At 70.7% G+C, this 25,770-nt stretch carries 26 protein-coding genes and 2 pseudogenes; 10 read left to right on the top strand and 18 right to left on the bottom strand.

Annotation, left to right across the window (positions count from 1 at the left end):
* Positions 1-184 precede the first annotated feature (184 nt).
* From ACZ59A_RS44785 to ACZ59A_RS44775, 3 genes and pseudogenes are all read right to left on the bottom strand, one after another.
* Complete coding sequence (locus ACZ59A_RS44785) at positions 185-2,278, bottom strand: heavy metal translocating P-type ATPase (protein ID WP_470971619.1); 2,094 nt, start codon at positions 2,276-2,278, stop codon at positions 185-187.
* Positions 2,271-2,699, bottom strand: coding sequence for an ArsR/SmtB family transcription factor (locus tag ACZ59A_RS44780; protein ID WP_470971617.1), 429 nt, complete (start codon positions 2,697-2,699; stop codon positions 2,271-2,273). The genes ACZ59A_RS44785 and ACZ59A_RS44780 overlap by 8 nt, the downstream gene beginning before the upstream one ends.
* 27 nt (positions 2,700-2,726) lie before the next feature.
* Positions 2,727-3,062 (bottom strand): annotated as a pseudogene (locus ACZ59A_RS44775) (ArsI/CadI family heavy metal resistance metalloenzyme); the annotation flags it as partial.
* Positions 3,063-3,070: 8 nt separating this feature from the next.
* Here ACZ59A_RS44775 and ACZ59A_RS44770 point away from each other — a divergent pair.
* The 3 genes and pseudogenes from ACZ59A_RS44770 to ACZ59A_RS44760 all read left to right on the top strand — a co-directional run bounded on the left by ACZ59A_RS44770 (position 3,071) and on the right by ACZ59A_RS44760 (position 4,680).
* Entirely contained in the window at positions 3,071-3,481 is a 411-nt protein-coding gene (locus ACZ59A_RS44770) for an ArsR/SmtB family transcription factor (protein ID WP_470971614.1), read from the top strand.
* A pseudogene (locus ACZ59A_RS44765) lies at positions 3,478-4,472 on the top strand (arsenic resistance protein). The gene ACZ59A_RS44770 and the pseudogene ACZ59A_RS44765 overlap by 4 nt, the downstream one beginning before the upstream one ends.
* Entirely contained in the window at positions 4,465-4,680 is a 216-nt protein-coding gene (locus tag ACZ59A_RS44760) for a low molecular weight phosphatase family protein (protein ID WP_470971622.1), read from the top strand. Before ACZ59A_RS44765 ends, ACZ59A_RS44760 begins: the two are co-directional and overlap by 8 nt.
* On the opposite strand, the gene lnt is transcribed toward ACZ59A_RS44760, so the two are convergent.
* The 4 genes from lnt to ACZ59A_RS44740 form a co-directional block, all read right to left on the bottom strand.
* Positions 4,658-6,313, bottom strand: coding sequence for an apolipoprotein N-acyltransferase (lnt, locus tag ACZ59A_RS44755; protein ID WP_470971612.1), 1,656 nt, complete (start codon positions 6,311-6,313; stop codon positions 4,658-4,660). The two genes, ACZ59A_RS44760 and lnt, sit on opposite strands and share 23 nt — an antisense overlap.
* A complete protein-coding gene (locus tag ACZ59A_RS44750; RefSeq protein WP_470971609.1) occupies positions 6,310-8,406 on the bottom strand; it encodes a bifunctional copper resistance protein CopD/cytochrome c oxidase assembly protein in 2,097 nt (698 codons plus the stop codon). The genes lnt and ACZ59A_RS44750 overlap by 4 nt, the downstream gene beginning before the upstream one ends.
* Positions 8,396-8,956, bottom strand: a complete 561-nt coding sequence (locus ACZ59A_RS44745) for a copper resistance CopC family protein (RefSeq protein WP_470971607.1) — start codon at positions 8,954-8,956, stop codon at positions 8,396-8,398. Before ACZ59A_RS44745 ends, ACZ59A_RS44750 begins: the two co-directional genes overlap by 11 nt.
* 73 nt (positions 8,957-9,029) lie before the next feature.
* Positions 9,030-9,641, bottom strand: coding sequence for a hypothetical protein (locus ACZ59A_RS44740; protein WP_470971604.1), 612 nt, complete (start codon positions 9,639-9,641; stop codon positions 9,030-9,032).
* Positions 9,642-9,872: 231 nt separating this feature from the next.
* On the opposite strand from ACZ59A_RS44740, the gene ACZ59A_RS44735 reads away from it, so the two are divergent.
* The 4 genes from ACZ59A_RS44735 to ACZ59A_RS44720 all read left to right on the top strand — a co-directional run bounded on the left by ACZ59A_RS44735 (position 9,873) and on the right by ACZ59A_RS44720 (position 12,457).
* Positions 9,873-10,553 carry a DsbA family protein gene (locus ACZ59A_RS44735; protein ID WP_470971602.1) on the top strand — a complete coding sequence of 227 codons (681 nt, stop codon included), beginning with the start codon at positions 9,873-9,875 and terminating at the stop codon, positions 10,551-10,553.
* 8 nt (positions 10,554-10,561) lie between these two features.
* Positions 10,562-11,206: a vitamin K epoxide reductase family protein gene (locus ACZ59A_RS44730; protein ID WP_470971600.1), complete on the top strand. Its 645-nt coding sequence runs from the start codon at positions 10,562-10,564 to the stop codon at positions 11,204-11,206.
* 70 nt (positions 11,207-11,276) lie between these two features.
* The gene (locus ACZ59A_RS44725; protein WP_470971597.1) at positions 11,277-12,029 is read left to right on the top strand and encodes a cytochrome c biogenesis CcdA family protein; all 753 of its coding nucleotides are present in this window, start codon (positions 11,277-11,279) and stop codon (positions 12,027-12,029) included.
* Between the two features lie 53 nt (positions 12,030-12,082).
* Positions 12,083-12,457 carry an ArsR/SmtB family transcription factor gene (locus tag ACZ59A_RS44720; protein WP_470971595.1) on the top strand — a complete coding sequence of 125 codons (375 nt, stop codon included), beginning with the start codon at positions 12,083-12,085 and terminating at the stop codon, positions 12,455-12,457.
* 105 nt (positions 12,458-12,562) lie between these two features.
* Here the strand turns inward: ACZ59A_RS44720 and ACZ59A_RS44715 are convergent, their stop codons facing one another.
* Genes ACZ59A_RS44715 through ACZ59A_RS44675 form a run of 9 tightly spaced genes read right to left on the bottom strand, consistent with a single transcriptional unit; the run spans position 12,563 to position 20,927 of the window.
* A complete protein-coding gene (locus tag ACZ59A_RS44715; protein WP_470971592.1) occupies positions 12,563-13,072 on the bottom strand; it encodes a flavin reductase family protein in 510 nt (169 codons plus the stop codon).
* A 15-nt stretch (positions 13,073-13,087) separates the two neighbouring features.
* Positions 13,088-14,764, bottom strand: a complete 1,677-nt coding sequence (locus tag ACZ59A_RS44710) for an AMP-binding protein (protein WP_470971590.1) — start codon at positions 14,762-14,764, stop codon at positions 13,088-13,090.
* A gap of 11 nt (positions 14,765-14,775) precedes the next feature.
* Positions 14,776-15,090 (bottom strand): acyl carrier protein, encoded by a 315-nt coding sequence (locus ACZ59A_RS44705; protein ID WP_470971588.1) that lies wholly within the window; start codon positions 15,088-15,090, stop codon positions 14,776-14,778.
* Positions 15,087-16,286, bottom strand: coding sequence for an acyl-CoA dehydrogenase family protein (locus ACZ59A_RS44700; RefSeq protein WP_470971585.1), 1,200 nt, complete (start codon positions 16,284-16,286; stop codon positions 15,087-15,089). The genes ACZ59A_RS44705 and ACZ59A_RS44700 overlap by 4 nt, the downstream gene beginning before the upstream one ends.
* On the bottom strand, positions 16,279-17,136 hold the full coding sequence (locus ACZ59A_RS44695; RefSeq protein ID WP_470971583.1) for a hypothetical protein: 858 nt from the start codon (positions 17,134-17,136) through the stop codon (positions 16,279-16,281). Before ACZ59A_RS44695 ends, ACZ59A_RS44700 begins: the two co-directional genes overlap by 8 nt.
* A gap of 16 nt (positions 17,137-17,152) precedes the next feature.
* Positions 17,153-18,187 (bottom strand): U32 family peptidase, encoded by a 1,035-nt coding sequence (locus ACZ59A_RS44690; RefSeq protein ID WP_470971580.1) that lies wholly within the window; start codon positions 18,185-18,187, stop codon positions 17,153-17,155.
* Positions 18,184-19,380, bottom strand: a complete 1,197-nt coding sequence (locus ACZ59A_RS44685) for a cysteine desulfurase family protein (RefSeq protein WP_470971577.1) — start codon at positions 19,378-19,380, stop codon at positions 18,184-18,186. The genes ACZ59A_RS44690 and ACZ59A_RS44685 overlap by 4 nt, the downstream gene beginning before the upstream one ends.
* Positions 19,373-19,771, bottom strand: coding sequence for an iron-sulfur cluster assembly scaffold protein (locus ACZ59A_RS44680; RefSeq protein ID WP_470971575.1), 399 nt, complete (start codon positions 19,769-19,771; stop codon positions 19,373-19,375). The genes ACZ59A_RS44685 and ACZ59A_RS44680 overlap by 8 nt, the downstream gene beginning before the upstream one ends.
* Positions 19,772-19,775: 4 nt before the next feature.
* A complete protein-coding gene (locus ACZ59A_RS44675; RefSeq protein ID WP_470971572.1) occupies positions 19,776-20,927 on the bottom strand; it encodes a LuxE/PaaK family acyltransferase in 1,152 nt (383 codons plus the stop codon).
* A 137-nt stretch (positions 20,928-21,064) separates the two neighbouring features.
* Between ACZ59A_RS44675 and ACZ59A_RS44670 the strand changes: the two genes are divergently transcribed.
* The 3 genes from ACZ59A_RS44670 (at position 21,065) to ACZ59A_RS44660 (ending at position 22,974) form a co-directional block, all read left to right on the top strand.
* Complete coding sequence (locus tag ACZ59A_RS44670) at positions 21,065-21,433, top strand: BlaI/MecI/CopY family transcriptional regulator (protein WP_470971569.1); 369 nt, start codon at positions 21,065-21,067, stop codon at positions 21,431-21,433.
* Positions 21,434-21,544: 111 nt separating this feature from the next.
* Positions 21,545-22,432, top strand: coding sequence for a M56 family metallopeptidase (locus tag ACZ59A_RS44665; protein WP_470971567.1), 888 nt, complete (start codon positions 21,545-21,547; stop codon positions 22,430-22,432).
* A 59-nt stretch (positions 22,433-22,491) separates the two neighbouring features.
* Positions 22,492-22,974, top strand: a complete 483-nt coding sequence (locus ACZ59A_RS44660) for an SRPBCC family protein (RefSeq protein ID WP_470971564.1) — start codon at positions 22,492-22,494, stop codon at positions 22,972-22,974.
* Positions 22,975-23,037: 63 nt separating this feature from the next.
* Here ACZ59A_RS44660 and ACZ59A_RS44655 read toward each other — a convergent pair whose 3' ends face one another.
* On the bottom strand, positions 23,038-24,630 hold the full coding sequence (locus ACZ59A_RS44655; protein WP_470971561.1) for a DHA2 family efflux MFS transporter permease subunit: 1,593 nt from the start codon (positions 24,628-24,630) through the stop codon (positions 23,038-23,040).
* 596 nt (positions 24,631-25,226) lie between these two features.
* The gene (locus ACZ59A_RS44650; protein WP_470971559.1) at positions 25,227-25,562 is read right to left on the bottom strand and encodes an ArsR/SmtB family transcription factor; all 336 of its coding nucleotides are present in this window, start codon (positions 25,560-25,562) and stop codon (positions 25,227-25,229) included.
* Positions 25,563-25,770: the final 208 nt, after the last annotated feature.

Raw genomic sequence — 25,770 nt, 5'->3', positions numbered from 1 at the left:
TCGCGAGAGCGCCTATTCTGGTGACTTCGCCGGTCGCCTCCGGTACCCCGCGCGCACCGCCCCCACCAGGGCGGATGACATTCTCGGCAAGCACAACACGGTGACCGGGCGGGGGACGTCACTCTCCCCGCCCGGTCAACGGGAGTGCCTGGCCCCGGAGGGTTCTGCTGTGGCCTGTCGTCGGTCAACCGCAGCCGCAGGTGCCTCCGCAGCAGCCGGTGGCGGAGGCCGGGTCCTGGGCGGCGCCGGGGCCGGTGCTGAGGGGAAGCAGTACCTTCCCGGCCGGGACCGGCGCGGTGGCCACTGCCGGGGGCCGGGCGGGGATGCGGACGGACGCGGCCGCCTGGTGCGTGGTGCGCAGTGGCGGATGGGCGGGCAGACGCTTCCGGCGTCCGGCGCGGATGCCGTTGCCGATGACGAGGACTTCGGCCAGCTCGTGGGAGGCCACCACGGCGGCCAGGCCCAGTACGCCGGTGGCCGCCAGTGGCACCAGGGTGATGAGGATGGCGCCGGACATCATGAGGTTCTGCGTGACGATGCGGCGGGCGGCCCGGGTGTGGGCCGTCGCGTCCGGCAGGCGCCGCAGGTCTTCGCCCATGAGCGCGATGTCGGCGGCTTCGATGGCGACGTCACTGCCCATGGCGCCCATGGCGATGCCCGCGTCGGCGGTGGCCAGGGCGGGGGCGTCGTTGATGCCGTCGCCGACCATCGCGACCGGCCCGCGGGCCTTCAGCTCGGTGACGATGCGGGCCTTGTCCTCGGGCAGCAGCTCGGCCCGGACGTCGGTGATACCGGCGTCGGCGGCGATCGCGGCGGCGGTACGGGCGTTGTCGCCCGTGAGCATCACCACCGTGACGCCCTGCCGCGTGAGCATGGCGACCGCTTCGGCGGCTTCGGGGCGGACCTCGTCGCGGACGGCGATGGCGCCCAGCAGGGTCCTGCCGTGCTCGACGAGCACCACGGTGGCGCCGGCGTCCTGCAGCCGGGTCACCTCGGGGGCGAGGGGGCCGGGATCGATGAAGCCGGGCTTGCCCAGACGGGCCGCGCGTCCGTCGACGGTGCCGCGCAGTCCGTTGCCGGGCACGGCCTCCACGGCGCTGCCCGCGGTCAGGGCCGTGGTGTCGACGGCGGCGAGGATCGCCGCGGCGAGCGGGTGCTCGCTGCGTACCTCCAGCGCGGCGGCCACGGCCAGCACGTGATCGCGGTCGGTGTCCGCCGCGGTCACGACGTCGATCACGGCGGATTCGTTTCGGGTGAGCGTGCCGGTCTTGTCGACGGCCACGACCGTGACCCGGCCCAGGGCCTCCACGGCCGCGCCGCCCTTGAGGAGGACACCGGCCTTGGACGCGGCGCCGATCGCCGCGACCACCGCGACGGGCACGGACAGGGCGAAGGCGCACGGCGCGGCCGCGACCAGGATGACCAGAGCCCGCTCGACCCACACGCCCGGGTCGCCGAAGATGCTGCCGAGGCCCGCCACGAGCGCGGCCAGCACCAGGACGCCGGGAACGAGTGGTTTGGCGAACTTCTCGGCCAGGCGCTGGCTGGCGCCCTTGCGCTCCTGCGCCTCGTGCACGGTGTGGACGAGGCGGGCCAGGGAGTTGTCCTCGGCGGTGGCGGTAACGCTGATCTCCAGCGCGCCCGCGCCGTTCACGGTGCCCGCGAACACCTCCGCGCCGGGGCCGACTTCCACCGGCACCGACTCGCCGGTGACCACCGAGGTGTCCAGCGCGCTGCGGCCGTCGGCCACCACACCGTCGGTGGCGATCCGCTCGCCGGGCAGCACCAGCAGCACATCACCGACGCGCAAGTCGGCCGGGGCCACCTCGGTCTCGGCACCGTCGCGCAGCACCCGCGCGGTGGGCGGCACCAGGTCCAGCAGGGCGCGCAGCCCGTGCTGGGTACGGGCCACCGCGTAGCCCTCAAGACCCTCGGCTATGGAGAACAGGAACGCCAGCGTGGCGGCCTCGCCGTACTCGCCCAGCACCACCGCCCCGGCCGCGGCGATGGTCATCAGCAGCCCGACCCCGAGACGCCCGCGCAGCAGAGCCCGCACGGTACCGGGTACGAAGGTGGCCGCGCCGACCAGCAGCGCCGCCAGCTCCGCGCCCGTGGCCCAGGCACCGGGCAGCAGGAGGGAGGCCAGCAGCAACACACCCGCGGCGGCGGCCGCTTGCAGCTCCCGGACCTGCCACACCGCCGCCGGGGCGGCCTCGGCCCCCGCCGCCGCACCAGGGGCGGAGGCGGGGGCGTCGGTACCGCAGCACGCGTCAGCCATGACCTATCTCCTCGCTGATGGTGACCGGCTGCTGTGCCAGGTCTGTCTGCTCGTCGGCCGTGCAGTCGTAGTCGTCCGGGGTGCAGACCGGCTCGGACGCACTCGCGGCGTCGACCGGCAGCACCAGCGCCGCCAGGTCGGCCAGGGCGTGTGCCAGTTTGGGGTCGGCCAGCTCGTAACGCACCCGGCGCCCCACCGCCACCGTCCGCACCAGGCCACAGCCGCGCAGACAGGACAGGTGGTTCGACACGTTTCCACGGGTCATGCCCAGCCGCTCGGCCAGATCCGACGGGTGAGCGGGCTCCTCCAACAGCGCCAGCAGCAGCCGTCGCCGGTTCTCATCGGCCAGGGCGGTGCCCACCCGGGCCAGCGCCACGGCATCGACGGCCACCGCGAGGCCGCCCTCATGCAAGGTCTCCATGCACCCAACAGTACAGCCGAAGGTGAATTAAGTGGAGACTGAATCAGCGTCGCCGCAGCGGCAGACGCCGGGAGTGGCCTGGAGGGCGGGACTCTCGCCCATTTGCTCGGTATCGGCCTTGACGGTGTACACCTCCCAGGATTCCTTGCCGGGGCCGTGGCCCCAGACCTTGTCCTGGAGCGCGTAGCAGCAGGACGTGTCGTTCTCTTCGAAGGTGGCGAGCCCTGCGGTCTTCAGGCGGTCGGCGGCGGCGATCACCTGGTCGGTGGAGGTGACCTCGACGCCGAGGTGGTCCAGGCGGGTGTCCTGGCCCGGTTCGCCTTCGATCAGGACGAGCTTGAGCGGCGGCTCGCTGATGTCGAAATAGACGCATGTCGAAACAAGAGGGTGAGGTGCTCGATCAAGAGGACGTCGACGGCTGCTGCCCGGGCCTGCTGACCGCTCCGCTGGACGAGAGCCAGGCGGTGGAGCTGGCGAAGGTGTTCAAGGCCCTGGGCGACCCGATCCGGCTGCGGCTGCTGTCGATGATCGCCTCCAGGGCCGGGGGCGAGGTGTGCGTATGCGACCTGACCCCCGCCTTCGACCTCTCGCAGCCGACCATCTCCCACCACCTCAAGCTGCTGCGGCAGGCCGGACTGATCGACTGCGAGCGCAGGGGCACGTGGGTGTACTACTGGCTGCTGCCGGAGATGACCGACCGGCTCGCCGGAATCCTCACCCGCCCCGCGGGCACACCGCTGCCCGAGCGGACCGGGAAGACCGCCGCCGGGGCCGCCTCATGACCGCCGACGCACCCGCGGCCGGGCCGGTGGCGGCCCGGCTGTCGTTCCTGGACCGGTTCCTGGCGGTGTGGATCCTGGTGGCGATGGCCGCCGGCCTCGGCCTGGGACGGCTCGTCCCCGGCCTGGGGGACGCGCTGGCGCAGGTGACCGTCACCGGTGTCTCGCTGCCGATCGCGCTGGGCCTGCTGGTGATGATGTATCCGGTGCTGGCCAAGGTCCGCTACGACCGCCTGGACACCGTCATCCGCGACCGCCGCCTGCTCCTCCCCTCCCTGGCAGTGAACTGGATCGCCGGACCGGCGGTCATGTTCGCCCTCGCCTGGCTCTTCCTGCCGGACCTGCCGGAGTACCGGACGGGCCTGATGCCGCGCTCGGCTGGTTCTACCTCTCGGTGCTGCCCGGCTGGCTCGGTCTGGAGCAGACCGGACTCGATGTCGGCGTGTGGGAGATCGCCCGCAGCGTGCTGATCTTCCTCGGCATCCCGCTGCTGGCCGGGTTCCTCACCCGCCGCTTGGGCGAGAGGGCCCGGGGCCGCGGCTGGTACGAGACCGAACTGGTCCCGCGTATCGGACCGTTCGCGCTGTACGGGCTGCTGTTCACCATCGCCGTGCTCTTCGCCCTCCAGGGCGAGGCGATCACCTCCCGGCCCGTCGACGTGGCGCGCATCGCGCTGCCGCTGCTGGTGTACTTCGCCGTGATGTGGGCCGGATCCATGGCCCTGGGGCGCGCGGTCGGTCTTGACTACCCGCGGGCGGCCACGCTCGCCTTCACCGCGGCGGGCAACAACTTCGAGCTGGCCATCGCCGTCGCCATCGCCACCTTCGGTGCCTCCTCCGGACAGGCTCTGGCCGGAGTCGTCGGCCCGCTGATCGAAGTCCCGGTGCTGATCGGCCTGGTCCATGTCGCCCTGGCCGTACGGCGCTTCTTCCCCATAGCCGACACCGCCGCCGCTCGGCGGGCCGCCGCCCCGGAGGGTTCCGCCCGTGTCTGAGTCCCGCACGCCCTTGGTGCTGTTCGTCTGCGTCCACAACGCGGGCCGTTCCCAGATGGCCGCCGTCTTCCCGGGCAAGACCTACCTCGACTGGAAGCTCGACGACCCGGCCGGACAAGGGGCGGCGGCGGTACGGCCCATCCGCGACGCCATCCGCACCCGCGTCCAGAACCTGATCGACGAACTCACGGCTGAGAACGACGCGTGACCCCGGCCGCCTCCGCCGTCCGGACCGCGGGCACCGGGTGCTCCTGGCCGGTGTCGGCATCCCGGCGAGGGTTACGTCCACGACGGGCACCGAAGGCCACGGCCGCGCAGGCGGCGAGCGCGAAGGCGGCTTCCGGCAGCACACCGAGGCGGGTGGCGAGCGTGGTCGTCGTGCTCAACCGCACGGTGCCGGTGAGCACTTGACGGGTCCACTGCCCGGTGGACCGGGTGACCGTGCCGTCGGGGGCGATCATCGCGCTGATGCCGGTGGTGGAGGCCACCAGGACCGATCGGTCGTGCTCGACGGCACGCAGCCGGGACATGGCGAGCTGCTGCTCGGGCTCGGCGGGGTTGTCGTCCCGCATGTAGGTGGCGTTGTTGGTGGGGACGGCGATCACGTTGGCGCCGGTGCGAACGGCGTCGCGGACCTGGCCGTCGTACGCCACCTCGTAGCAGATGGACTCCGCGAGCCGTACGCGTCCGGCATCCAGCCGCACCGGCGCGGTCCCCGGGATGAAGTCGCGCGGGATGAGCTGGAGATTCCCGAGTCCGCCGAAGACGTCGCGCAGCGGGATGTATTCGCCGAACGGCACCAGGTGCTGCTTGGTGTAGTACCGGCCGGGGCCGGTGCGGGGGTGCCACAGCAGTCCGGCGTTACGGATCCGGTCGCCCGGTGCGTCGAGGATCGCCCCGACGACGACGGGCGCGCCGAGGTCCGCGACGACGTCGGAGATCTGGTCGCGGAGCAGGACATCGCTGCGCGGGTCGGTGTCCGTGGCGTTCTCCGGCCACAGCACGAGATCCGGCCGGGGTGTGAGCCCGGCCCGTACGTCGCGGGCCAGTTGCCGGGTGGCGGCGATGTGGTTGGTGGCGACCTGTTCGACCCGGGCCTGTTCCTCCAGGCTCCGGGCACGCGGCACATTGCCCTGCACGACGGCCACGCGCGCCCGGGTGTCCGGTCCGTTCGCAGCGGGGGTGGGTATCAGCAGCGTTCCGCAGGCGCAGACGGCCACGGCCGCCGCGAGTCCGGCGAGTCCCACGGCCGTGGGGCGGCGCCCCAGGGGACGGCCGGTCAGCAGCGCGGCCAGGCAGCCCGCCACCATGGCGACCACGGCGCTCACGGCGGGGGCGCCGCCGACCGATGCCCAGCCCAGCGCGGGGGATTCGGCCTGGCTGAAGGCGAGCCGTCCCCAGGGGAAGCCGCCGAGCGGTACCCGGGACCGTACCGCCTCGGCCGTCACCCACCAGCAGGCCGCCCACAGTGGCCACCCCGGCAGCCGGGCGAAGGCCGGTACGGCGCAGCCGAGCAGACCCAGCAGCGCGGCCTGGGCCACGCACAACGCCGCCCAGGGCAGGACACCGAGATTCGTCAGCCACCACAACAGGGGTCCGAAGAACGCGAGTCCGAAGAGGGCACCCAGCGTGAAGGCGGCGCGTGGCCGACAGTGGCGGAGCGCGGTGAGCAGCAGCGCCGGTCCGACGGCGGCGGCCGGCCACAGACCGATCGGCGGGAAGGCCATGACCAGGACCAGGCCACCGGTGACCGCCATGGCCGGGCCCCGCCAGTCGCGGCCCTGACACCACTTCCGTATGCGCGCCGGAAGCGCACGGCTCGACACCGCCCATCTGTTCACGTCATGTCCTCCATCGACTGGGCCTCTCCGCCGGTCGCTTGAGCGGATCTCACGCTTGTACCACCCGTGTCTGCGGCGCGCGGCATCCGGGTGTCGCGGGCGTGGAGGCTCGCCAGGTAGGCGTTGTAGACGGCCAGCGGGTTGTGGGCGTCGCCGCGGCCGATCCGGCGGTCGATGCGCCGCGCCTCACGGGCGTCGGAGCGGACCCACTGGATGGCCAGGATGATCGTGGTGAACAGCACCGGGATGTCGCCGGTGGCCCAGGCGATGGCGCCCGCGTTGTACTGGTCGTCGGCGAGCGAGGGGCCCCAGGGCCGGTCGAGCGCCGCCCACCAGCCGTCGCCGATGAGGTCGGTCGAGCTCATCAGCGAGATGGCGAACCAGGAGTGGAACGGCATCGTCAGGATCATCACGAAGAGCTTGGCCAGATGCGGGATGCGATGCGGCCCCGGATCGACACCGATGATCACCCAGAAGAACAGCAGCCCGACGACCAGGAAGTGCACCAGCATCGCCAGATGGCCGTAGTGACTGCGCATCAGTGTCGCGAACAGCGGCGTGAAGTAGACCACGAAGGCGCTGCCGATGAACAGCACCCCGGCCACGGCCGGATGCGAGATCACCTTGACGTAACCGCTGCCCAGCACCGCCGTCAGCAGCTCGCGCGGACCGCGGCGACCGCCTTTCGGGGCGGCGGGCAGCGCACGCAGCGCCAAGGTGATCGGGGCGCCCAGCACCAGCAGGATCGGGGCGGTCATCGCCAGGGTCATGTGCTGGCCCATGTGCACGCTGAACAGCACCTTCCCGTACGTGCCCAGGCCGCTCATCGTCGCGGCCACGATGACCGCCAGGCCCGCGAGCCACGCGACCGTGCGGCCCATCGGCCACTTGTCGCCACGGGCTCGCAGCCTGCGGACACCCGCCAGATAGGCGAGGGCCGCGATGGCGGTGCCGAAGGCGAACACTCCGTCGAGGCGCCACTCGGTGAACAGTGGCGTCCACGGGAAGCCGCCGAGCGGGGCGGGCATGGGGAAGCCGAGCAGTTCCTGGACCGGGTCGTAAACCTCGGGCTGCCGCGCCGGGGCCGGGCTGCGGGACAGCCCGGCCGCGAGGCCGACGGTCGCCGCCATCAGCAGGAGTTCGGCGGCGGCCAGCCGGGCGAAGGCGGCGCGCCGCCCGGCCTCCAGCGCGGGCAGGGTGCGCCGTCGGTGCCAGGCGCCGCAGGCCGCGAGGGTGATCAGTGCGAGGGTCTTGGCGAGGAGCAGCAGCCCGTAGCGGGTGGTGAACAGCTGCCCGGGGGAGTCGAGGCGGATGAGCCCGCTGATGACGCCGGTGGCGGCGGCCGTGCCCAGGCACCAGGCAGCGAGCGGGCTGAAACGCCGTACGGCCGCCGCCGTGTGGGACGGCGCCCGCAGGGCGGTGGCCGTGGCCGCGGCCAGCCCGCCGATCCACACCGTGGCCGCGAGCACATGTGCGGCGAGGCTGATCACGGCGGTGTCGTGATTGCCGGCCGAGGCCGAGTGTCCGCCGAACGCGGGTGGCACCAGCCCCGCCAGCGCCACGTACAGACCGGCGGTGGCCGTGCCCCGGGTGGTCACACCGGGCAGAAAGGTGGCCAGCGGCAGCGCGGCCAGGGCGGTGAGCGCCAAGGCGCGCCCCTGCGGCGCGTTGGTGGCGACATCGGCCAGCACCCAGGGATCCAGCACGTCGGCGGGCGGCTGGGCCAACAGGTCCGAGGCGGTGAACACCAAGGCTGCCAGCGTCGCCAGCAGCCACGCTCCCGCCGCCACGGCCGCGCCGGTCAGGACCCGCAGCCGACGCTCGCTCAGCCGCCGCTGGCCGCCGGGCGCCAGATGGGCGACCAGCAGCAGCGCGCCGATGGTGCACACCGCGGCGAGATCGGCGGCGGCCCGGGCCAGCGGCAGGCCCCATGCGGTGACCGGTCCGGCGTCCGGCAGCCCGGGTACCGCCTCGGGGATGCCGCCGCCGAACCGTACGGTTGCCAGCAGCGTGCCCGTTGCGGCCGTGACCGCCGCCAGGGCCAGCAGCGGAGGACGGCGCAGGAGCGTGCGCCATATGGGGTCAACCGCCATGGCGGGGCCTCCTCTTGTGCATCACGTAGGCGACGCCGCCCGCTCCGGTGAGCACCACGGCCGTCCCCGCGGCCAGCGGAAGCACACCCGAGCCCGAGGACTTGTCCCGGGCCGGCTCGGCCCGGGTGGAGTGAGATGTCTTGGGCGCGGGGTCCGCCGTAGGCGCGGCGGTCACGGTGAAGGTGAAGCTGCCCGAGACGGGGTGGCCGTCGGCGGAGACGACCCGGTAGCCGACGGTGTACCGGCCCGGGGGCGCGTCGGCCGCCAGCGCCTGGGTCACGGTACGGGCGTCGACCTTAACGGCGCCCGCGGTGAGGGAGCGACCGGAGGCGCTGGTGACCGCGACGCGGCTGTAGCGGGCGTCCATCGGTTCGTTGAAGGACAGGGTGACGCGGGCGGGTGCGGTGGCGAGCCGGGCGCCGTCGTCCGGGGTGCTGCCGGTCAGCTCGGTGTGGGCCGCGGCCACAGACGCGGTGGCGACCGCGACCGGGGCGGCGCACACCAGCAGCCCGGCCACGACCGTCGCGCGCCGAAGTGGTGTGGTGAACATGCAAGTGCCTTTACGCCCGGCCGAGCAGGCGGCCGGGATCGGCGGCCGGGCACGCGGCGGCCGCCACGCCGGTTCAGACCAGGCAGGCACCGCCGCTCGGCACCGGCCGGAGCGGAAGCGGAGCACGCGGGATCACACGGCGGTATGGCGGGGCGCGCTCACCCCGGCACGGCGGCGCCCGGAACGCGACGGCGGTACGCCCCGGAGCACCCACCGGAACCAACGGAAGCCACCGGACGGTCCCCACGGGCCCGGGCAGGCGCAGGCGAAGCCGCTGCCGTGCGGCCGTGGCGAGCGTCCGCAAAGGCCGCAACACGGCGTCCGTCACCCCGAGCAGCCGGACCGCGAGCACCACGGTGACCGCGTGCCCGGCCGGCACCTCCCAGGACGGATGACCGGACGCGCCGGAATACAGCCCCGGCAGGGTGGAGCCCAGATGGAAGGCGGCCTGCGCACCGCCGAGCGCGGCCAGTACGCGTTCGGGGTCGTGGAAATCCCGTACGTACAGCAGGAGGCCGAGGAATGCCGCCGACCCGCAGCAGGCCAGGGCGGAGCCCGCCGGTGACGCGCCACCGGCCTGCCCGAGCAGCGGAAGCAACACGGCCAGCGCGCCGAGCACAGCGGCCCGGCCACCCCTCACGGGGCGGTCGGCGTCCAGCACCGGCCTGCGCCGTACAGTTCGCATCGCGTCACAGTCCTCGAAGTCTGGCCATGTCCCGCACCCCGCCGTGGCATTCGCGGACGCGGGGCCCCGCGGAATCGCAGCGTATCCCGCGGGGCCCGTTCTTCATCCGGCGGGGACGAGGCGGGCGGGCTCGGCTCCATATCAACGTCCGTTAGTGTATTGCTGCGAACGCCGTGATGCGCGATGCGCATGGGGCCGGTGTGGTCTGCTCTCCCTCGGTTGATGGGTGTCATGACGAAGAACGTGAAGATTTCGCTGCTCCTGGGCGCCGTGGTGCTGGCGCTGATCAGCGCCCTGCTGATGTTCAACCGATCGTCGGAATCGGCCGAGGCCGGTTCCGACGGAGGCGGCGCCGGTGCGGGGGCCGAGGCCGCACCGGCGTCGATGCTGGTGCGACCCGACAGCCACCGGCTGTCCACCGCCAAGGACGGCAAGGTCACGGTGGTGGAGTTCCTGGACCTGGAGTGCGAGGGATGCCGGGCGGCGTTCCCGCATGTGGAGAAGTTGCGCGAGGAGTACGAGGGCCGCGTCACCTTCGTCATGCGGTACTTCCCGCTCCCGGCTCACCGCAACGGCGAGACGGCGGCCCGCGCCGTGGAGGCCGCGGGCAAGCAGGGGAAGCTGGAGGCGATGTACCGGACGATGTACGAGACCCAGAAGTCCTGGGGTGACCAGCAGGTCTCGCACGAGAAGACCTTCCGTGGCTTCGCGCGCGAACTGGGCCTGGACATGGACCGGTTCGAGAAGGACTGGAAGGATCCGAAGACCGCCGCCCGGGTCGCGAAGGACCGTACGGACGGGCTCGCGCTGGGGGTGCGGGGCACGCCCACTTTCTTCATCAACGGCAAGCAGCCAGAGCTGAATTCCCTGGACGACTTCAAGGCCGCGATCGACGCGGAACTCGCGAAGTGAGCGCGACCGTGCCGGATGCCACTGGCGACCCCGTGGCCGCGGACCCGGCGCCTGGCCCGGCGGGGCCGGTCTCCTCGCGGCTGCTGGGCTGGGTGCTGGCCGTGGGCGGGGCGTTGGGGCTGCTGGCGGCGTTCACGCTCGCGGTGGAGAAGATCGCGCTGCTGGAGAACCCGTCGTACGTCCCCTCGTGCAGCCTCAATCCGGTGCTGTCCTGCGGGTCGGTGATGTCCACGCCGCAGGCGGAGGTCTTCGGATTCCCCAATCCGCTGCTGGGCATCGCCGGTTTCACCGCGGTCATGATGACCGGGGTGGTCCTGCTGGCTGGTGCGGTGCTGCCGCGCTGGTTCTGGTTCGGCCTGCTGGCCGGGGTCACCTTCGGCATCGTCTTCGTGCACTGGCTGGTCTTCCAGAGCCTCTACCGGATCGACGCGTTGTGCCCGTACTGCATGGCCGTGTGGACGGTGATGATCCCCGTCTTCTGGTACACCGCCCTGCGGGCGCTCACCAGCGGCCTGATTCGGGTGCCGGCGCCGCTGGATCGCGTGGTGCGTACGACGACCGCCTACCACGGCGTGGTGCTGACCGCCTGGTACCTGGTTATCGTCGTGCTGATAGTCCAGCGGTTCTGGTTGTACTGGACCACTCTTGTCTGAACCCTCCTCCCCTCGGCGATACGACGTGGAGTCCAGGACGACCCACTACAGCCTGCAGGAGGGCTGAACGATGATCCTCGCCCTCGACCCGGGCAACACCGTCCTCACCGGATCGGTGCTGCTGGCCATCCCGATCGCCGTGCTGGCGGGGCTGGTGTCCTTCTTCTCCCCGTGCGTTCTGCCCCTGGTGCCCGGCTACCTCTCCTACGTGACCGGCGTGACCGGAGCGGACCTCGCCGAGGCCCGGCGTGGCCGGATACTGACCGGCACCGCGCTGTTCCTGACCGGGTTCACCGCCGTGTTCGTCTCCTTCGGCGCCGCGTTCGGCTACGCGGGCAACACCCTCCTGGAACACCAGGACGTCCTCATCCGCGTCCTGGGTGCGCTGACCATCCTGATGGGCCTGTCCTTCATGGGGAAGCTCCCCGGAGTGCGCCGGGAGTGGCGTCTGCACCGCAGGCCGGCGGCGGGTCTGGCCGGGGCGCCGCTGCTGGGCGTGCTGTTCGGGCTGGGCTGGACGCCGTGCATCGGCCCCACCCTCGCGGCGGTCCAGGCGCTGGCGTTCAGCGAGGCCAGCGCCGGACGAGGAGCGCTGCTGACGGTCGCGTACTGTCTGGGCCTGGGCGTACCGTTCCTGGCCGCCGGGCTGGCCTTCCGCAAGGCCATGGGAATCTTTACCTGGGTCAAAACCCATTACCAGTGGGTGATGCGCGCCGGAGGCGGCATGATGATCGCCACGGGGTTGCTGATGGTCACCGGTGTCTGGGGCCAGCTCATCAGCCAGATGCAGTCATGGAGTGCCGGGTACACCATCGGCATCTGACCCCGGGCACACCGGAGCGCCTCCCAGCCCCCGATCGACGCGAAGGACTCGACATGCCTCAGGCGGACGCGGACTCCTGCGATCTCCTGTGCCTGGACCTGCCCGTGGCCGAGGCACTGCGCTCGCGCATGCCCGCCCTGCCGCAGGTCGAGCCCGCCGCCGCGGCGGCCAAGGCCCTGGGCGACCCCACCCGGCTGGCCGTGGCCGCCGCCCTCGCCGAGGGCGGCGAACTGTGCGTATGCGACATGGCCTGGGTGGTGGGCCAGGCTCAGAACCTCGTCTCCCACCACTTGCGCCAACTCCGCACGGCCGGTCTGGCCGCCTCCCGCCGCGAGGGCCGACTGGTGATGTACACCCTCACCGAACGCGGCCGGACCCTCGTCGGCGCCATCCTCGGCACCGCGCTCGCCGCTGAGGAGCGGAACTGAGTCTCCATGACGGAGCCAACGAGCTGCGCGGCGCGACGCTCGTGCCCGGAGTGCTGCGAAAGGGCGTGCCGGCAACGGTACGGGGGTCGATGCCGGCACGCCCCGTCAGGTGAGGCCCCGATAGGCGCCGCGATGGCGCAGCAGCGGCCTGCCGCGGCCGTAGGAGGTTCCGACGACGGCTCCGATGAGAATGGTGTGGTCTCCGCCTGGGTGGGTGGTGTGGACGTGGCAGGAGATCCTCGCGAGGGCGTCGTCCAGCACCGGCACACCGTCCTGGTCGTGGTGCGGCACCCCGTCGAACCGCTCCGGCAGAGGTTTCTCGGCGAAGCCCTGGGAGACGCGGTCCATGGTGTCCGTGAGGACGTTCACGGCGAATGCCCCGTGCCGCAGGATCTGCGTCAGGGTGCCCGACCGGTGTGCCAGGCAGGCGAGTACGAGCGGTGGGTCCATCGACAGCGACGTGACGGCGCTGGTCGTCATCCCGACCGGTCCGGTGGGGGACAGGGTGGTGAGCACCGTGACCCCGGCGGGCAGCTCGGCCATGGCGCGGCGGAACCGGCGCTGTGGCTCCTCATCGGGTGTCGGCCGGGTGCCGGGGAACGGTGCGCGGGGCACGGTGCCATGTGACATCTAGGGCAGCCCTCCGGACAGGTACTGCTCACGGAGCCGGGCGCGTTGCCGTTTGCCACTGGTCGTCCGCGGTATCGCTCCCCGGCGTACGACGACGACATCGTGCGGGGTGAAGCCGAACCCCTGGCGCACCAGGGTGGCGACCTCGTGCCGCACACGGTCGGCGTGTTCGCCACGTGCTCGGGTTTCGACGACGGCCACGACCTGTTCGCCGGTGTCGTCCGTGTGGGAGAACACGGCGCTGTTGCCCGCGTTGACGTCGCGGTGGGTTTCGATGGTCTGCTCGACGTCGTACGGAGGGAGGTTGCGGCCGCGGACGATGAGCATCTCCTTGACCCGGCCGACGACATAGAGGTCACCGTCGCGCCGGAATCCGAGGTCCCCGGTGGCGTGGGTGTGCCCGGGCAGCGGCTGCGGCACTCCGCCGGGGCCGAGATAGCCGGCCATCACCGAGTCGCCGCGCAGATGGATCTCTCCGATCTCGTCGTCCGCGCGGTAGGCGCCCCGAGGGTCACGGATGTCGATCTCGATGCCACCGAGTGGCTGGCCGCAGGCGACCACGGTGATCTCCGGACGGCCGTCGTGGGCGTCGGTGACCTTGTTGTGGTGGTGGAGGTCGTAGCGGTCCAGGCGCAGCGCCTTGACTCTGCCCCAGCTCAGCTCGGTGACCGGACGCCGGGTGAGGGACATGGTCGAGGCGAGCACCGTCTCGGCCATGCCGTAGCAGGGGATGAGGACGTCGTCGGCCAGACCCTGCCCGGAGAACAGTTCCTGGAACTCGCGGAGGACCGACAGCGGGATCGGTTCGGCGCCGACGTATGCCTGCCGCAGGGACGAGAGGTCGAGTTCGCCCTCCGGGGCGCGGGCTTGGCGTTCGGCCACGGTGCGGTAGCCGAACGGTGGCGCGGCGGTGATGGTGGCGCCCCGCCGGGACATGTGCCGCAGCCAGGACAGCGGGTCGCGGAGGAAGCTGATGGAGGGCATGAGGTCCAGCGGTACGCCGCTGTTCATCGTGGACAGGGAAAGAATGAAGCCCATGTCGTGGTGGAGTGGCAGCCAGTGGCAGACGCGGTCGCGTTCGGGCCGCAGGTCCAGTGCTTCGGTGATGGCCGCGACGTTCGCCGTCACCTGCGCGTAGGTCAGGGCCGCGGCCCGGGGCGCGGTGGTGGATCCGGAGGTGAGCTGGATGTGGTGGATGTCGTCCGGACCGGGGGCGGCCAGCATGTCCTCGGACGCGGGCGGGTGGTCCAGGTCCGCGACGGAGAGGTGGCAGGGGCCATCGCCCGACGCCGTGGCCAGCGCCTTGGCGGTGGTGGGGTCCGGGGCGATGACGGCCGCGGGCTCCACCACCGTGACCTGCGCCCGGAACTGACGCATGCCGGTGGACTCGCCATCCTCCGGGCTCGGCGGCGGCACCACGGTGCACGGGACCAGGCCCGTGAGCAGGCAGCCCAAGAGCGCGGTGAGGTAGCCGGGTTCGGTGGGCAGGGGAAGCAGCACTCGCTGACCGGGGCGGAGCCCGCGGGCCAGGAGCGCCCCCGCGGCTCCCCTGGCCCGCGCGGCGAGTTCCGCGTAGGTGAGTTCCGCGGTGATCCCGCGGGAGTCGAGGAAGGTGAGGTGACCGTGGCGGTCCCCCAACGAACGGTGGTCCAGCAGCTCTTCGCGGATCGCGTTCATGAGCGGGCCCTTCAGGTGCCGCTGCGGGCGGCTTTCGCCTGGACCCGCTCGCGTACGAAGTCGATGAGGTCGCCGACACCGGTGAAGCCGAACGCCTTCTGTTCGGGGATGAAGACGCGGAAGGTGTTCTCGATCCGGGTCATGGCCGCGACCAGGGTGATCGAGTCCAGTGGCAGGCTCAGCAGCGGAGTGGTGCGTGTGATGGCGTCGAGTTCGACGTGGGCGAGGCTGGCGGGTTCGAGGATGTCGGCCAGGGCTTCGCGCAGGGCGGTCAGGACCTCGTCATCGGTCGGGTGGGCAGCGCTGGACGTGGCGGACGTGGTCATGGCCTGTGGTCTCCTGTGGGTGTGGTGATGGTGTCGCCGCGAGGGTCGAGGCCGAGGGCCGCCTTGCCGATCATGTCCCGCAGCGCGTCGAGGTTGGTGCCCATGACGGCGCCGGCCCGGGCGTCGCGGTAGTGGCGTTCCAGAGGGTTGGCGCGCAGGAAGCCGTGGCCTCCGGTTACCTGCATGGCGGTATCGGCCACGCTGATCGCGGCCCGGTTGCACACGTACTTGGTCATGTTGAGCGCGTTCAGGGCCTCCATCGGGTCGTTCTCGGCGGTCCATGCCCCGTGCAGCAGGCTGAGATGGGCGGTGTGCACCGTGGTGGCCATCTCGGCGATGTGCAGCCGTACGCCCTGGAACGCGGCCAGTGCCTGTCCGGTGGGGGCGAGCTTGCGGCGCATCACGTGGTCGGATGCGAAGGTCCGGGCGGCGCGCGCGATGCCCAGCGACGCCGCGGCCAGCCCCTGGATGAGGGCTGGCAGGGCGTGGGTGAGCCGGGACATGCCGCCGCCGGGGCCACCGACGCAGTTCTCAGCCGGGATACGGCAATCCAGGAGGAGGGTGTTGGCGCAGTTGGCGCGCATGCCCATCGCGTCCCAGGTCTCCTTGACGGAGAGCCCTTCCTGATGCGCCGGGAGCAGGGCCATGGTCTGGCTGCGGCGGAACTCGGCCTCCCCGCTGTGCGCGTTGATGACGTAGTAGTCGGCGTGACCTGCTCCGGTGCAGAACGCCTTGGTGCCCTCCAAGTGGATCTCGTCCCCGTCCGGGGTGGCGCGCAGTTGGGGGGTGAGGATGTTCCCGCCGGTTCCGGGTTCGGAGAATCCCCAGCTCAGCAGGCGGCCGTCGGCGGTGACCTCCTTGAGGACCCGTTGGGCGACGGGGTTGGTGGCGGCGTCGGCGGCCAGCAGCCGGGCGGCGCCCGAGTGCATCGCGAAGATCAGCGCGGTGGAGCCGCAGGCTTCGGCCAGTTCGGCGACGGCCAGGGCCCACGCGGTCAGATCGGCGCCGGTGCCGCCGTATTCGGCGGGTACGAGAAGCCCGAGAAGCCCGGCCTCGTGCAGGTCGGCGATGTTCTGCCCGGGGAAGGCACCGGACCGGTCGTGCTTGGTGGCGCGGGGGGCCAGACAGCGCCGGGCGACCGCCCGGGCGTGTTCGGCGATGTCCTGCTGGTCGCTGCTCAGCGCGAGGTCAACCATGAAGTGTCTCCTCGAGGGGCGCCGCCGCGGCCCGGGCTCGCAGCGCGTTGATGCGGTCGGCCAGGGCGGGCGGGCTGTGGAAGCGGGCGTCGACGATGACGTCACCGCGGGGTGGCACGGCGACGGGCGAGGTGGCGTACACGGCGTTGCCGTAGACCGTCAGGGGCACTTGGTGCGGCCGGTCGGCCACCGGGATCGGTTCGCGGTGGCCGTGTCCCAGTTGCCAGCGGTGGGTTGCCACCAGGGTGGTGGGCGTATCGCAGGCGGTATGGCAGTCGGGTGGCGCCAGACGGCGGTGTCTGGCAGTCGGGCACGAGCGGGCCCAGGCAACCGGGGTCACGCCGTCCAGCCGTCTGATCCGCAAGGTATCCCGCTCGGGCACCACCGCCCCGGAGTCGGCCTCCAGTACGGATACGCCGAGCGCCATCAGCTCGTCGAGGAAGCCGTCCTCGTACACGGCGGCTTCCAGCGGGGCCCGGGGCATCTCGTCCGCATGGTGCGGCCGCCCGGGAAACAGGGCGAGTCCCGCGGCCAGTTCGCAACCGGCTGGCGAGGCGTCGGCAAGAGTGACCAGGGTGCCCAGGTCGTTGACCGTCAGGGTCAGCGGTCCCTCCTCGGCCAGTACGGCGCCGAGTTCGAGGACGCGCAGGGACGTACGCTGCCACGCGGCCGGCAGCACTACAGCCGCCCTCAGCCCGGCGTCGCGGATACGGGCGGTCGCGGCGCGCAGTTCCCGTGGGCCGGGCAGTTTGGCCAGGCACCCTTCCTGGCCGATGCTGACCGCGTCCACGGGCAGCGACAGGATCTCATCGAGCCGGTCGGGAGTCGTCAGCCGGACTTCAAGCGTCATGGTGTCATTCCCCCGGTCATACATGGGCTCGGCGCTGCGCGGTGTCGCGGAATCGGCAGCGCTGCTGCTCACACATCCGCGGAACCCAGCCCATTTGCCAGCTCAGTTCGACCCGGTCGATGTCGGCGATGGTCTGCCGCATGCTCCAACCGCCTGCCACGCCGTTCAGTGCCCGTCGGTACATCTGGGTGATCTTGGCGTTCTGCCGGACGATGGGGCTTTCCCGCCCCGGTATCTGCAGAGCGTTGACCCCCAGCGCGACCAGTGCCGGGACGTCGCAGAGCGCGCAGTCCGAGGCGCCGTCGAGGAAGGCGCCCAGGTCACCGTCCTCCTCGCGCGGGTCCTGGTAGCCGGCCCGGCAGCCCAGCCCCGCGCCACGCTGGTCGGGCAGCCGGCAGTGATGACAGTCGGCTCCGGACCCGGTCTGGACGGGAACTTCGACTTCCAGCCCGTCGAGCGCGCAGAAGTCCGCGATTTCGTCCAGCGTCGCGGCATGCGGCATGACCACGCGGCGAACCCCGTAGACCTCCCGCAGATGACGGGCGTAGGCGACCGTGGTCACTCCCAGACCGACCCCTCCCACGAGGGGAATGCCCGGGTGGGTGTCGGCGATCCAGCGGGCGGTGGGCAGGGCTGCGACGACGACGGTGTCGGCGCCCGCCTCGATGCCCTGCCCGACATGGGTGAGGAAGTCCGACCGGGCCGCTGCGGGGACCGCCGGCGCGTCCGCGCACAGGTGCACTCGCAGACCGGCGGCGTGCGCCTGGACGATGATCTCTTTGAGCAGACGTCGGTTGGAGATCTGCGTAGGGTCCCCGTCGCGTTTGCCCGGCAGCGCGTCGAAACTCACTCCGCTTCCCGCCGATGGCCGGTGGGCAAGATAGATCTCGGTGGCGCCACCGGAGATCTGCAGTTCGAGCATCTGCAGATTGCGTACGGGCGCGTTGAGCGCCACCCCGGCGGCATCGGCCGGATCGGGTACCGCGACGAACGGCGCCTCGCGCGCGGTATGTGGGGGCGCCATCTCCCACTGGTCGGTCATGGCGTTCATCCGGTCGGCTCCAGCTTCATCGCGGAGCCCAGGGACCGGAGCCTCGCCACGGTGTCCGCCGTGGTGGCTGCCGCCCGCTCGACATCCTCTGTGGTCGTGGTACGGCCGAGGCTGAACCGCACCGAGGACCGGGCCCGTTCGGTCGAAAGGCCCATCGCGGTAAGCACATGCGAGGGCTCGTCGCTCCCGGCATGGCAGGCCGAGCCGGCCGAGACGCAGACGCCGTGCACGGCCAGCACGTCCACCAGGGTGTCGCCGCGGACACCGGCGAAGGAGATGTTCAGTGTCTCGGGTAGGTACGGCGCTTCCGTCCCGTTGAGCAGCAGGTCACCCGCTTCCTCGAGTCCCTTGAGCAGGCGGGCCCGCAGGGCGCGGCGGCGCTCCTGGAAAGCCGGGTCGTCCAGGTGGCGCAGCGCCATAGTGGCGGCCGCGGCCATCCCCAGCGCACCCGGGACGTTCTCGGTGCCTGCTCGCAGCCCGCCTTCCTGGCTGCCACCGCGGATCAGCGGGGCCAGCCGCACACCGGGGGAGACCTTGAGCGCTCCGATGCCCTTGGGGCCGCAGAACTTGTGTGCCGAGACCGATACCAGGTCCGCCCCCGTGGGAGCGAGCCGCAGCTTGCCCGCGGTCTGTACGGCGTCGGTGTGCATGAGCGCACCGGCCTCGTGGGCGATGTCGGCGATCTCGGCAACCGGCTGGATGACGCCGGTCTCGTTGTTGGCGTGCATCACCGACACCAGTGCCGTATCGGGGCGCAGCGCGCGCCGTACGTCGTCGGGGTCGATCCAGCCGCGGGAGTCGGGATGGAGGACGGTGATCTCGGCACCCAGCTCGGCGGCGAGGCCGCAGGATTCCAGGACGGCCGAGTGCTCGATCGCTGTGGTGATCACATGGACGCGCCGGTCCCCGGCGGCGAGGACGGTGCCGCAGACGGCGAGCGCGTCGGCCTCGGAGCCGCCCCCGGTGAACACCACCTCCGCCGCGGTGCAGCCCAGGAGCGCGGCCATGTCCTCACGGGAGGACTCCAGGGCTTCCCTGGCCACCTCTCCGGCCTCATGCCGACTGGAAGGGTTGCCGGTGATGGCCATGCCGTGTACGACTGCGGCCGTGGCTTCGTCGCACATGGGGCTGGTGGCGGCGTGGTCGAGGTAGATGCCCGTCCCGGCCGGGCGGGGCAGTGGCGGGCTAGCCACAGACGAGGGGTGCGTCATCGTCCACTCCCTCCCGATGATTGCGGACCAGGCGGTGTGCTACCTGTCGGCCGAGCGTGGCGACGTGTCGTTGGTCCGGTGCGAGGCCGCCGAGCATCGCTTCCACGCGCTCGTCGTCCCATGCCTCCAGTTCGTCCAGCGGTCGGCCCTCGGCAGCTTCGGTGATCACGCTGGCGGTGGCGAGCGAGGCGGCGCAGCCGTGCGCGCGGAAGCGGATCTCGGCTACGGAGCCATCCTTGACCCTGGCGGTCAGCATGATCTGGTCTCCGCAGACCGGGTTGCCGATGAAGGCCCGTACGTGCGCGTCCTCGATCTCGCCTGCGTTGCGCGGGTTGGTGAAGTGATCTACCACGGTGGGGCTGTAGCGCGGCACGGTCTCAGTCCTCCACCGGGGTGGCGGCGGAGGGGACATCGCATTCGGCCACGATTTCCTGGCTGTCGATGAACTTCTCGATGCTCACCGCGCAGCAGCCGAGCTCCGCGCCCTGCAACCGGCGCCGGAAGGACACCGTCTGGCCGGTGCGCCCGCAGGGGCAGGGCGTGTGGTCGACCTCGCCGACGTCATCGCTGAGGATGAACGCCGGGTAGGAGGTGGAAAGTGCGTCCATGAGGGCGATGACGCCGGTCTTGCCCGGGGCGAGTTCGACGTCGGTGTTCTCCACGTCACGGATGCTGACGTAGGACCACGGGGGTACGTGCTTGCGGTGGTGCTCGCACTCCATGGCCAGCATGTTCGACTCGATCATGCCGTACATGTCGCGGACCCGGTCGGCCGTGATGCCGAGGTACTTCTCGACCTTGGCGTTGAACTCCTCGCGGCTGATGCTCTCACCGGTGTAGCGCTTCCATCCGCCCAGGGTGATGACCAGCGATTCCGGGTCGAGCTTGAGGGAGATGTCCTCCAGCTCCAGATAGCGCAGCAGCCTGCCGACGAGGAAGGGCGGGCCGATGATGTGGCGGGTCATCGACTCCTCCCAGCGGTCCAGCTGGCCGAGGGCCTCTTCGGGGTCGAAGGCGTAGTCCCGCACGATGTAGGCGTGGTCGTCCAGCAGGCCGTTGAGCACGTTGAACGCCTTGACCATGCCCATCTCCGGGGTCTCGGCGGTGGACGGGCACAGGAACAGGCCCGCGCCCTTGCCGATGCCGTAGAACTCCCGGTACTGGGCGAAGATCGCGCTCATCACACGGCTGACGGTCGTCACGTCGCGGCGCGCCACGCTGGGCACTCCACCGGTGCCGGTGCTGCGGATCTCCAGTTCGACGTCCGTCAGCGGCGAGGTCATCAGCACATGCGCGTCGGGCTGCTTGAACATGCGCACCGGCAGGAGCGGGATCTTCACCAGATCGGCGAGGGTGGTGATTTCCGCGGGCCCCGTGCCCGCGGCCTCAACTTGGGCGCGGTAGAAGGCGTTGTGTTCGGCGTGCTGGGCGAAGGCGTCCCGCATCGCGGCGGTGACTGACGCCTCCCACTCCCCGGGCTCCATACGGAAGGCGGTGTCCGGACAGCCGAGCATGGCGAAAAGATCCATGAATCCCCCTGGAAACGATGAAAAATCACGGCGTGCGGACGAGACGCCGATCAGGGCGTCGGCCCGCCTGCCGATCTACTATCGCAGTAGTACTACCGGGATAGTCAAGCGTGGGGCGATGTTCTAAACTGCACGTCATGGCGAGACTGGGTGACCTTGAGCGTGCGGTACTGGACTGCCTGTGGCAGTCCGGTGAACCGCTGACGGTGCGCGAGGTGTATGAGGCGCTGCTGAAGGACCGGCAGTTGGCCTACACCACGGTCCTGACCACGCTTCAGCGCCTGGCGCGCAAGGGCCTGGCCCGGCAGGACACCCAGACTCGCGCCCATCGGTTCGCCGCCGTCGCCACGCGAGAGGCGCTGTTCACCGAGCTCATGACGGACGCGCTGGGGATCGCGGGCGATGAACACGAGGCGATGCTGCGATTCGTCGACGTCATCAGCCCTGAGGCGCGCGCTGCCCTCGCCGAGACGCTCGATCGCGAGAGCCGGGACGAGCCGGGCTGACGCGGGACCCGCGAGGCGCTGCGGCCGCATGCGCGGACCACGGCTGATCGGTTGTGAGCGCACCGTCCCGACCTCGCGGAACAGTTTGTAGATCAACGTACGGGGGGTTACGTGGATGCGCTGTGTCTTGTGCTGTTGTCCATTCTGACGATGAGTTCGGCCTCGGCCGTGGTGACGGTGGCGAAGTGGCCGCACCGGGCACCGTGCGCCGCACTGTCGCTGTGGCTGGCGGGCTGTGTGGGGGCCTTAACGGCCCTGCTGTTCGCCACGCGGGGTCTGTTGGCCGATACCGGCACCGCCATGCTCCACCGGAGGCTCCCAGTGGCGGTGGATGCCGTGACCCTTGCGGCGGCCTGGGCCTACACCATTCGCGTGGCCTTCGCCTTTATCAAGATCAACAGGGCGGCACGGCAGCGCTGTGAACGCCACCGGGCCCTGCTCGAACTCTTCGGCCGCTCCGCCCAGCTCCTGCCCGCCGTGGTCCTGCCCAGTCACAGGCCCATCGCCTACAGCGTTCCCGGCCCACGAGGTGGCCACGCGGTCGTATCCGAAGCCCTACTGGCGGATTTCACCCATGAGGAAATCGCGTCCGTCCTGGCGCATGAGCAGGCACACCTCAGGCAGCGCCACCATCTGATGACCCAGTTCGTCGATGCCCTGCGCGCGCCGCTGCCCAAGTGGCGGTTCGTGGCGCGCTTCAGCGAACGATTCAGCAGCCTGATCGAGATGCGCGCCGACTGCGCGGCACGTCTGAAGTGCGGTCGCATCGCCACCGCACGCGCACTGGCTCGCATGATGTCGCGGGACACCACCGGGTTCGCCTCGTTCGCCGGCTGTCCCGTCGCCGTCCGCAGGCGCCACCTGCTGTTCAACGAGCGATGTTGCACCTCCCTGATCTCCTCCACGATTTTCGCCACGTCCTGCGGCGTGGCCGCGACGCCCCTGATCCTGTCGTCCGGCGGTCTCCTCGGACTCGCGTGCGACTGGATCTGCCGCTGATATGCCGCTCACCCGAACTACGCAAGGTCCCGCAGACCACTACCCGAGAAGGGCCACCGATGCCTCAGACCGTCTCGGAATCGATACGCATCGCCGTTCCGCCACGCGCTGTGTACGACGCGGTCACCAACGTGGCGGAGATGGGCCGGTGGAGCCCCGAATGCACCGGTGCCACCCTCGAACAGGACGCCGGGGAAATCCGGGTGGGGATGCGCTTCACCGGCCGGAACGTCTCCGAGAAGAACCGCCCGTGGTCCACCCGGTGTACGGTCACCGCCGCGGTACCCGGAGAACGCTTCACCTTCGCCGTACGCGCCGTCGGCCTGCCCATCGCGACCTGGACCTATCTGTTCGAACCCGTTGACTCCGGCAGAGCGACATCCGTCACCGAGACCTGGATCGATCAGCGAGCCCGGCTGATGCACTTCATCGGCCCGCGGGTGAGCGGGATCCACGACCGGGCCACTCACAACCGCGAGACCATGCGGATCACACTGGGACGCCTCAAGGCGGCGCTGGAGAAGGCCGGTCCGTCGGCGTAGACGGACGTTGTGGGCCCACCCCCCTATTGGGGTGGGCCCACACGGTGTCCTCCCCGAACCGCTCTACGCGGTCGTACTGTTGGTCAGCGCCTGGTCCGCATCCGTCGGCGCGGCCGTTGTGTCGCGGGCCGGCAGCAGCACGGCCACGAGCACTGCGACGACGCCCGCGACGGCGGCACAGATCAGTGCCACCGCCGACATACCGGCGGTGAAAGCGTCGCGTGCCGCTCCCGCGACGGCACGCGCCTGCTCGGCCGGAAGCTTCTCCGTTACATGGGCGGCACCGGCCACGTTGTCCCGAATAGCCGCTCGGGCCGGAGCGGGCAGTGCCGAGGGGATGTCGTCATCGATGTTGCCGCGGTAGACGGAATTCAGTGAGCTGCCGAGAATGGCAACCCCCACGGAGGCGCCGATCTGCCGGCAGCTGTTGGCCAGCGCCGACCCCGCGCCCACCTGATCGGCAGGAAGCGAACTGAGGATCGCATCGAGAGTGGTGGGCATGGTGAACCCCAGCGCCGCGCCCATGATGGCCAGCGCTGTACCGGTGACCAGAAATTCGGTGTCGGCATCCACGGTCGACAGGACACCCAGCCCGATGACCCACAGGACCATGCCGGAGGCGACGATCACCTTCGTGCCGACCCGGCCGACCAGCCTGCCACCGATACCGGCGGCGACGACCAGGGCTCCGATCATCGGCAGCAGGTGCAGACCCGTCGCCATGGCGTCCTTGCCCTGGACCTGCTGCAGGAACTGCGGCACCACGAACAGCACGCCGAAGAGGATGAACATCACCGAGGAGATCGCGACCGTGGCCCAGGCGAAGCGGGCGTTGCGGAAGAACGCGAGGTCGACCAAGGGAGACGCGGCCCTGCGCAGCCACACCATCAGTACGGCGATGAGCCCGAGACCGCCGACCATCGTGGCGAGCACCATGGGGTCGGACCAGCCTTCGTTCGGCACCTCGATGACGCCGTAGACGAAGGCGGAGACCCCCACCAGGGACAGGGCGGCGCCGACGAGGTCGAGGCGCTTCGCGTGCGGGTCCCGGGTCTCGGGGACGAACAGCATGATGCCCAGGATGGCGATGGCGATGACGGGGAGGTTGATCAGGAAGATCGAACCCCACCAGAAATTGCTGAGCAGCCATCCTCCGGCCAGCGGACCGAGCGGCAGGCCCAGAGCGAAACCGGCGGTGGCCACTGCCATGGCGCGCGATCGTTCCTCCGGCGGGAACATCAGCGGCACGATCGAGAGGGCCAGCGGTGTGATCGCGGCGGCGCCCGCTCCCATGACGACCCTGGCGAGGATGAGGCCACCAGGGCTGTCCACCAGCATGACCAGCGCGGAGCCGGCGCCGAAGACCAGAAGCCCACCGGTCAGCACCAGTCGGCGTCCGATGCGGTCACCCAGAACGCCCAGGGGAAGCAGCAGGCTCGCGAAAGGCAGTGTGTACGCGTCGGTGAACCACTGCAGTTCCGTAGTGGTTGCCTCCAGGTCGGTGGCAAGAGTCGGAAGGGCGACGGTCAAGATTGTCGCATCGAGACCGACGATCATCAGCCCGAAGACGGGTGCGGCCAGGGCGAGCCAGCGTCGCTGCGCCAGTCCTTCCTGGGGCTCCGGCGGGTCGGATGCGGTCTTGCGTGGAATTGCCATTGACGCTCCTCAACAGGTCATGGTGAGACGTTTCGGCGCAGCAGAAAGTGAGGCGTCGGCATGGGTCAGGTATGCCAACAGCCCAGGTCGCACACATAGGGTGCGGGAATCGAGCCCTTCAGCACGTTGATCGTGAGGTGAGTGAGCTGCTGGAGCCCGCTCACGCACGCTTGGCCGACCGCGAAGCCGCAGCCGCCCTCAACGTGGTTGCAATTCTTCGAAGTCAGGGCCACGGGCGCACAGCATTTGCCGCCGCGTCAGGCAGCCCTGCACTCCTCGGCCGCCACCGCCGCGATGGCCAGGGCGGCGACAGGAACCGCCCACGGCCAGCCGCAAGCAGCGTTGGCCGCCAGTCCGACCAGCAGCACGGTGGACAGAAAGGTGCGCAGCGGGGCGTGCTTCGAGCAGCCAAGCCGATGCCGGCCTGCCGCTACGCGATGGACGCGAGGGTCATGGGTGAAGCAAGAGACCCCGCGGTAATGGCGACGACCGCCTCGATCACGATGCAGGTGATCGTCGCGGCCACAGCCCCGGTATGCGTCTGACGAGCGCCTTTTGGCGAGCCCGCGCGGCGCCGAGGGAAGTGTGCACGGCCATCAGCAGCAGCCCTTCTCCTCCGCGTCCGGGCAGGTGCGATCTGCCTCGACCGCCAGTACGGCGGAGCGCAGGTCATTCAGCGCGTGTCCCAAACGGGGGTCGGCAAGCTCGTAACGCGTACGCCGTCCTTCGGGGACGGCGACGACCAAACCACAGTCCCGCAGGCACGCCAGGTGATTCGACAGTCTCGTACGGGAGATCCCCAGGGTGTCAGCGAGGTCGGATGGGTGAGCCGGGGCGTCGGTGAGCGCGAGTAGCAGTCGGCAGCGGATCGGATCGGCAAGAGCCCGGCCGAAGCGGGCCAGCACCTCGATGTCGGCAGCAAGAGTCAGCACACCCAAAGGTTAGTCCATGACTTCGTGAATTCACAATGCAGTGGACTGTTTCGGGTCGAAGTAGGGTCACGGTTGACTCGAATGGCCATCGCTCCTGGTCAAGCGCCATATATGGGGACTGTAAATCGTTCGGTGTAACTCCCGATCATGGAAGATGCATCGATGACCAGTGAGAACGTGTCCGAGCACGAGGCTGCCGGGTCGGCAG

The organism is Streptomyces sp. NPDC040405, from assembly GCF_055595765.1.
This window is presented reverse-complemented; position numbering and strand designations above follow the sequence as displayed.

Excerpts from the sequence above, each read along its gene's own strand:
- ACZ59A_RS44785 (WP_470971619.1), bottom strand. The coding sequence starts at position 2,278 with ATGGCTGACGCGTGCTGCGGTACCGACGCCCCCGCCTCCGCCCCTGGT.
- ACZ59A_RS44780 (WP_470971617.1), bottom strand. The coding sequence starts at position 2,699 with ATGGAGACCTTGCATGAGGGCGGCCTCGCGGTGGCCGTCGATGCCGTG.
- ACZ59A_RS44770 (WP_470971614.1), top strand. The coding sequence starts at position 3,071 with ATGTCGAAACAAGAGGGTGAGGTGCTCGATCAAGAGGACGTCGACGGC.
- ACZ59A_RS44750 (WP_470971609.1), bottom strand. The coding sequence starts at position 8,406 with ATGGCGGTTGACCCCATATGGCGCACGCTCCTGCGCCGTCCTCCGCTG.
- ACZ59A_RS44745 (WP_470971607.1), bottom strand. The coding sequence starts at position 8,956 with ATGTTCACCACACCACTTCGGCGCGCGACGGTCGTGGCCGGGCTGCTG.
- ACZ59A_RS44740 (WP_470971604.1), bottom strand. The coding sequence starts at position 9,641 with ATGCGAACTGTACGGCGCAGGCCGGTGCTGGACGCCGACCGCCCCGTG.
- ACZ59A_RS44735 (WP_470971602.1), top strand. The coding sequence starts at position 9,873 with ATGACGAAGAACGTGAAGATTTCGCTGCTCCTGGGCGCCGTGGTGCTG.
- ACZ59A_RS44725 (WP_470971597.1), top strand. The coding sequence starts at position 11,277 with ATGATCCTCGCCCTCGACCCGGGCAACACCGTCCTCACCGGATCGGTG.
- ACZ59A_RS44720 (WP_470971595.1), top strand. The coding sequence starts at position 12,083 with ATGCCTCAGGCGGACGCGGACTCCTGCGATCTCCTGTGCCTGGACCTG.
- ACZ59A_RS44710 (WP_470971590.1), bottom strand. The coding sequence starts at position 14,764 with ATGAACGCGATCCGCGAAGAGCTGCTGGACCACCGTTCGTTGGGGGAC.
- ACZ59A_RS44705 (WP_470971588.1), bottom strand. The coding sequence starts at position 15,090 with ATGACCACGTCCGCCACGTCCAGCGCTGCCCACCCGACCGATGACGAG.
- ACZ59A_RS44700 (WP_470971585.1), bottom strand. The coding sequence starts at position 16,286 with ATGGTTGACCTCGCGCTGAGCAGCGACCAGCAGGACATCGCCGAACAC.
- ACZ59A_RS44695 (WP_470971583.1), bottom strand. The coding sequence starts at position 17,136 with ATGACGCTTGAAGTCCGGCTGACGACTCCCGACCGGCTCGATGAGATC.
- ACZ59A_RS44690 (WP_470971580.1), bottom strand. The coding sequence starts at position 18,187 with ATGAACGCCATGACCGACCAGTGGGAGATGGCGCCCCCACATACCGCG.
- ACZ59A_RS44675 (WP_470971572.1), bottom strand. The coding sequence starts at position 20,927 with ATGGATCTTTTCGCCATGCTCGGCTGTCCGGACACCGCCTTCCGTATG.
- ACZ59A_RS44670 (WP_470971569.1), top strand. The coding sequence starts at position 21,065 with ATGGCGAGACTGGGTGACCTTGAGCGTGCGGTACTGGACTGCCTGTGG.
- ACZ59A_RS44660 (WP_470971564.1), top strand. The coding sequence starts at position 22,492 with ATGCCTCAGACCGTCTCGGAATCGATACGCATCGCCGTTCCGCCACGC.
- ACZ59A_RS44655 (WP_470971561.1), bottom strand. The coding sequence starts at position 24,630 with ATGGCAATTCCACGCAAGACCGCATCCGACCCGCCGGAGCCCCAGGAA.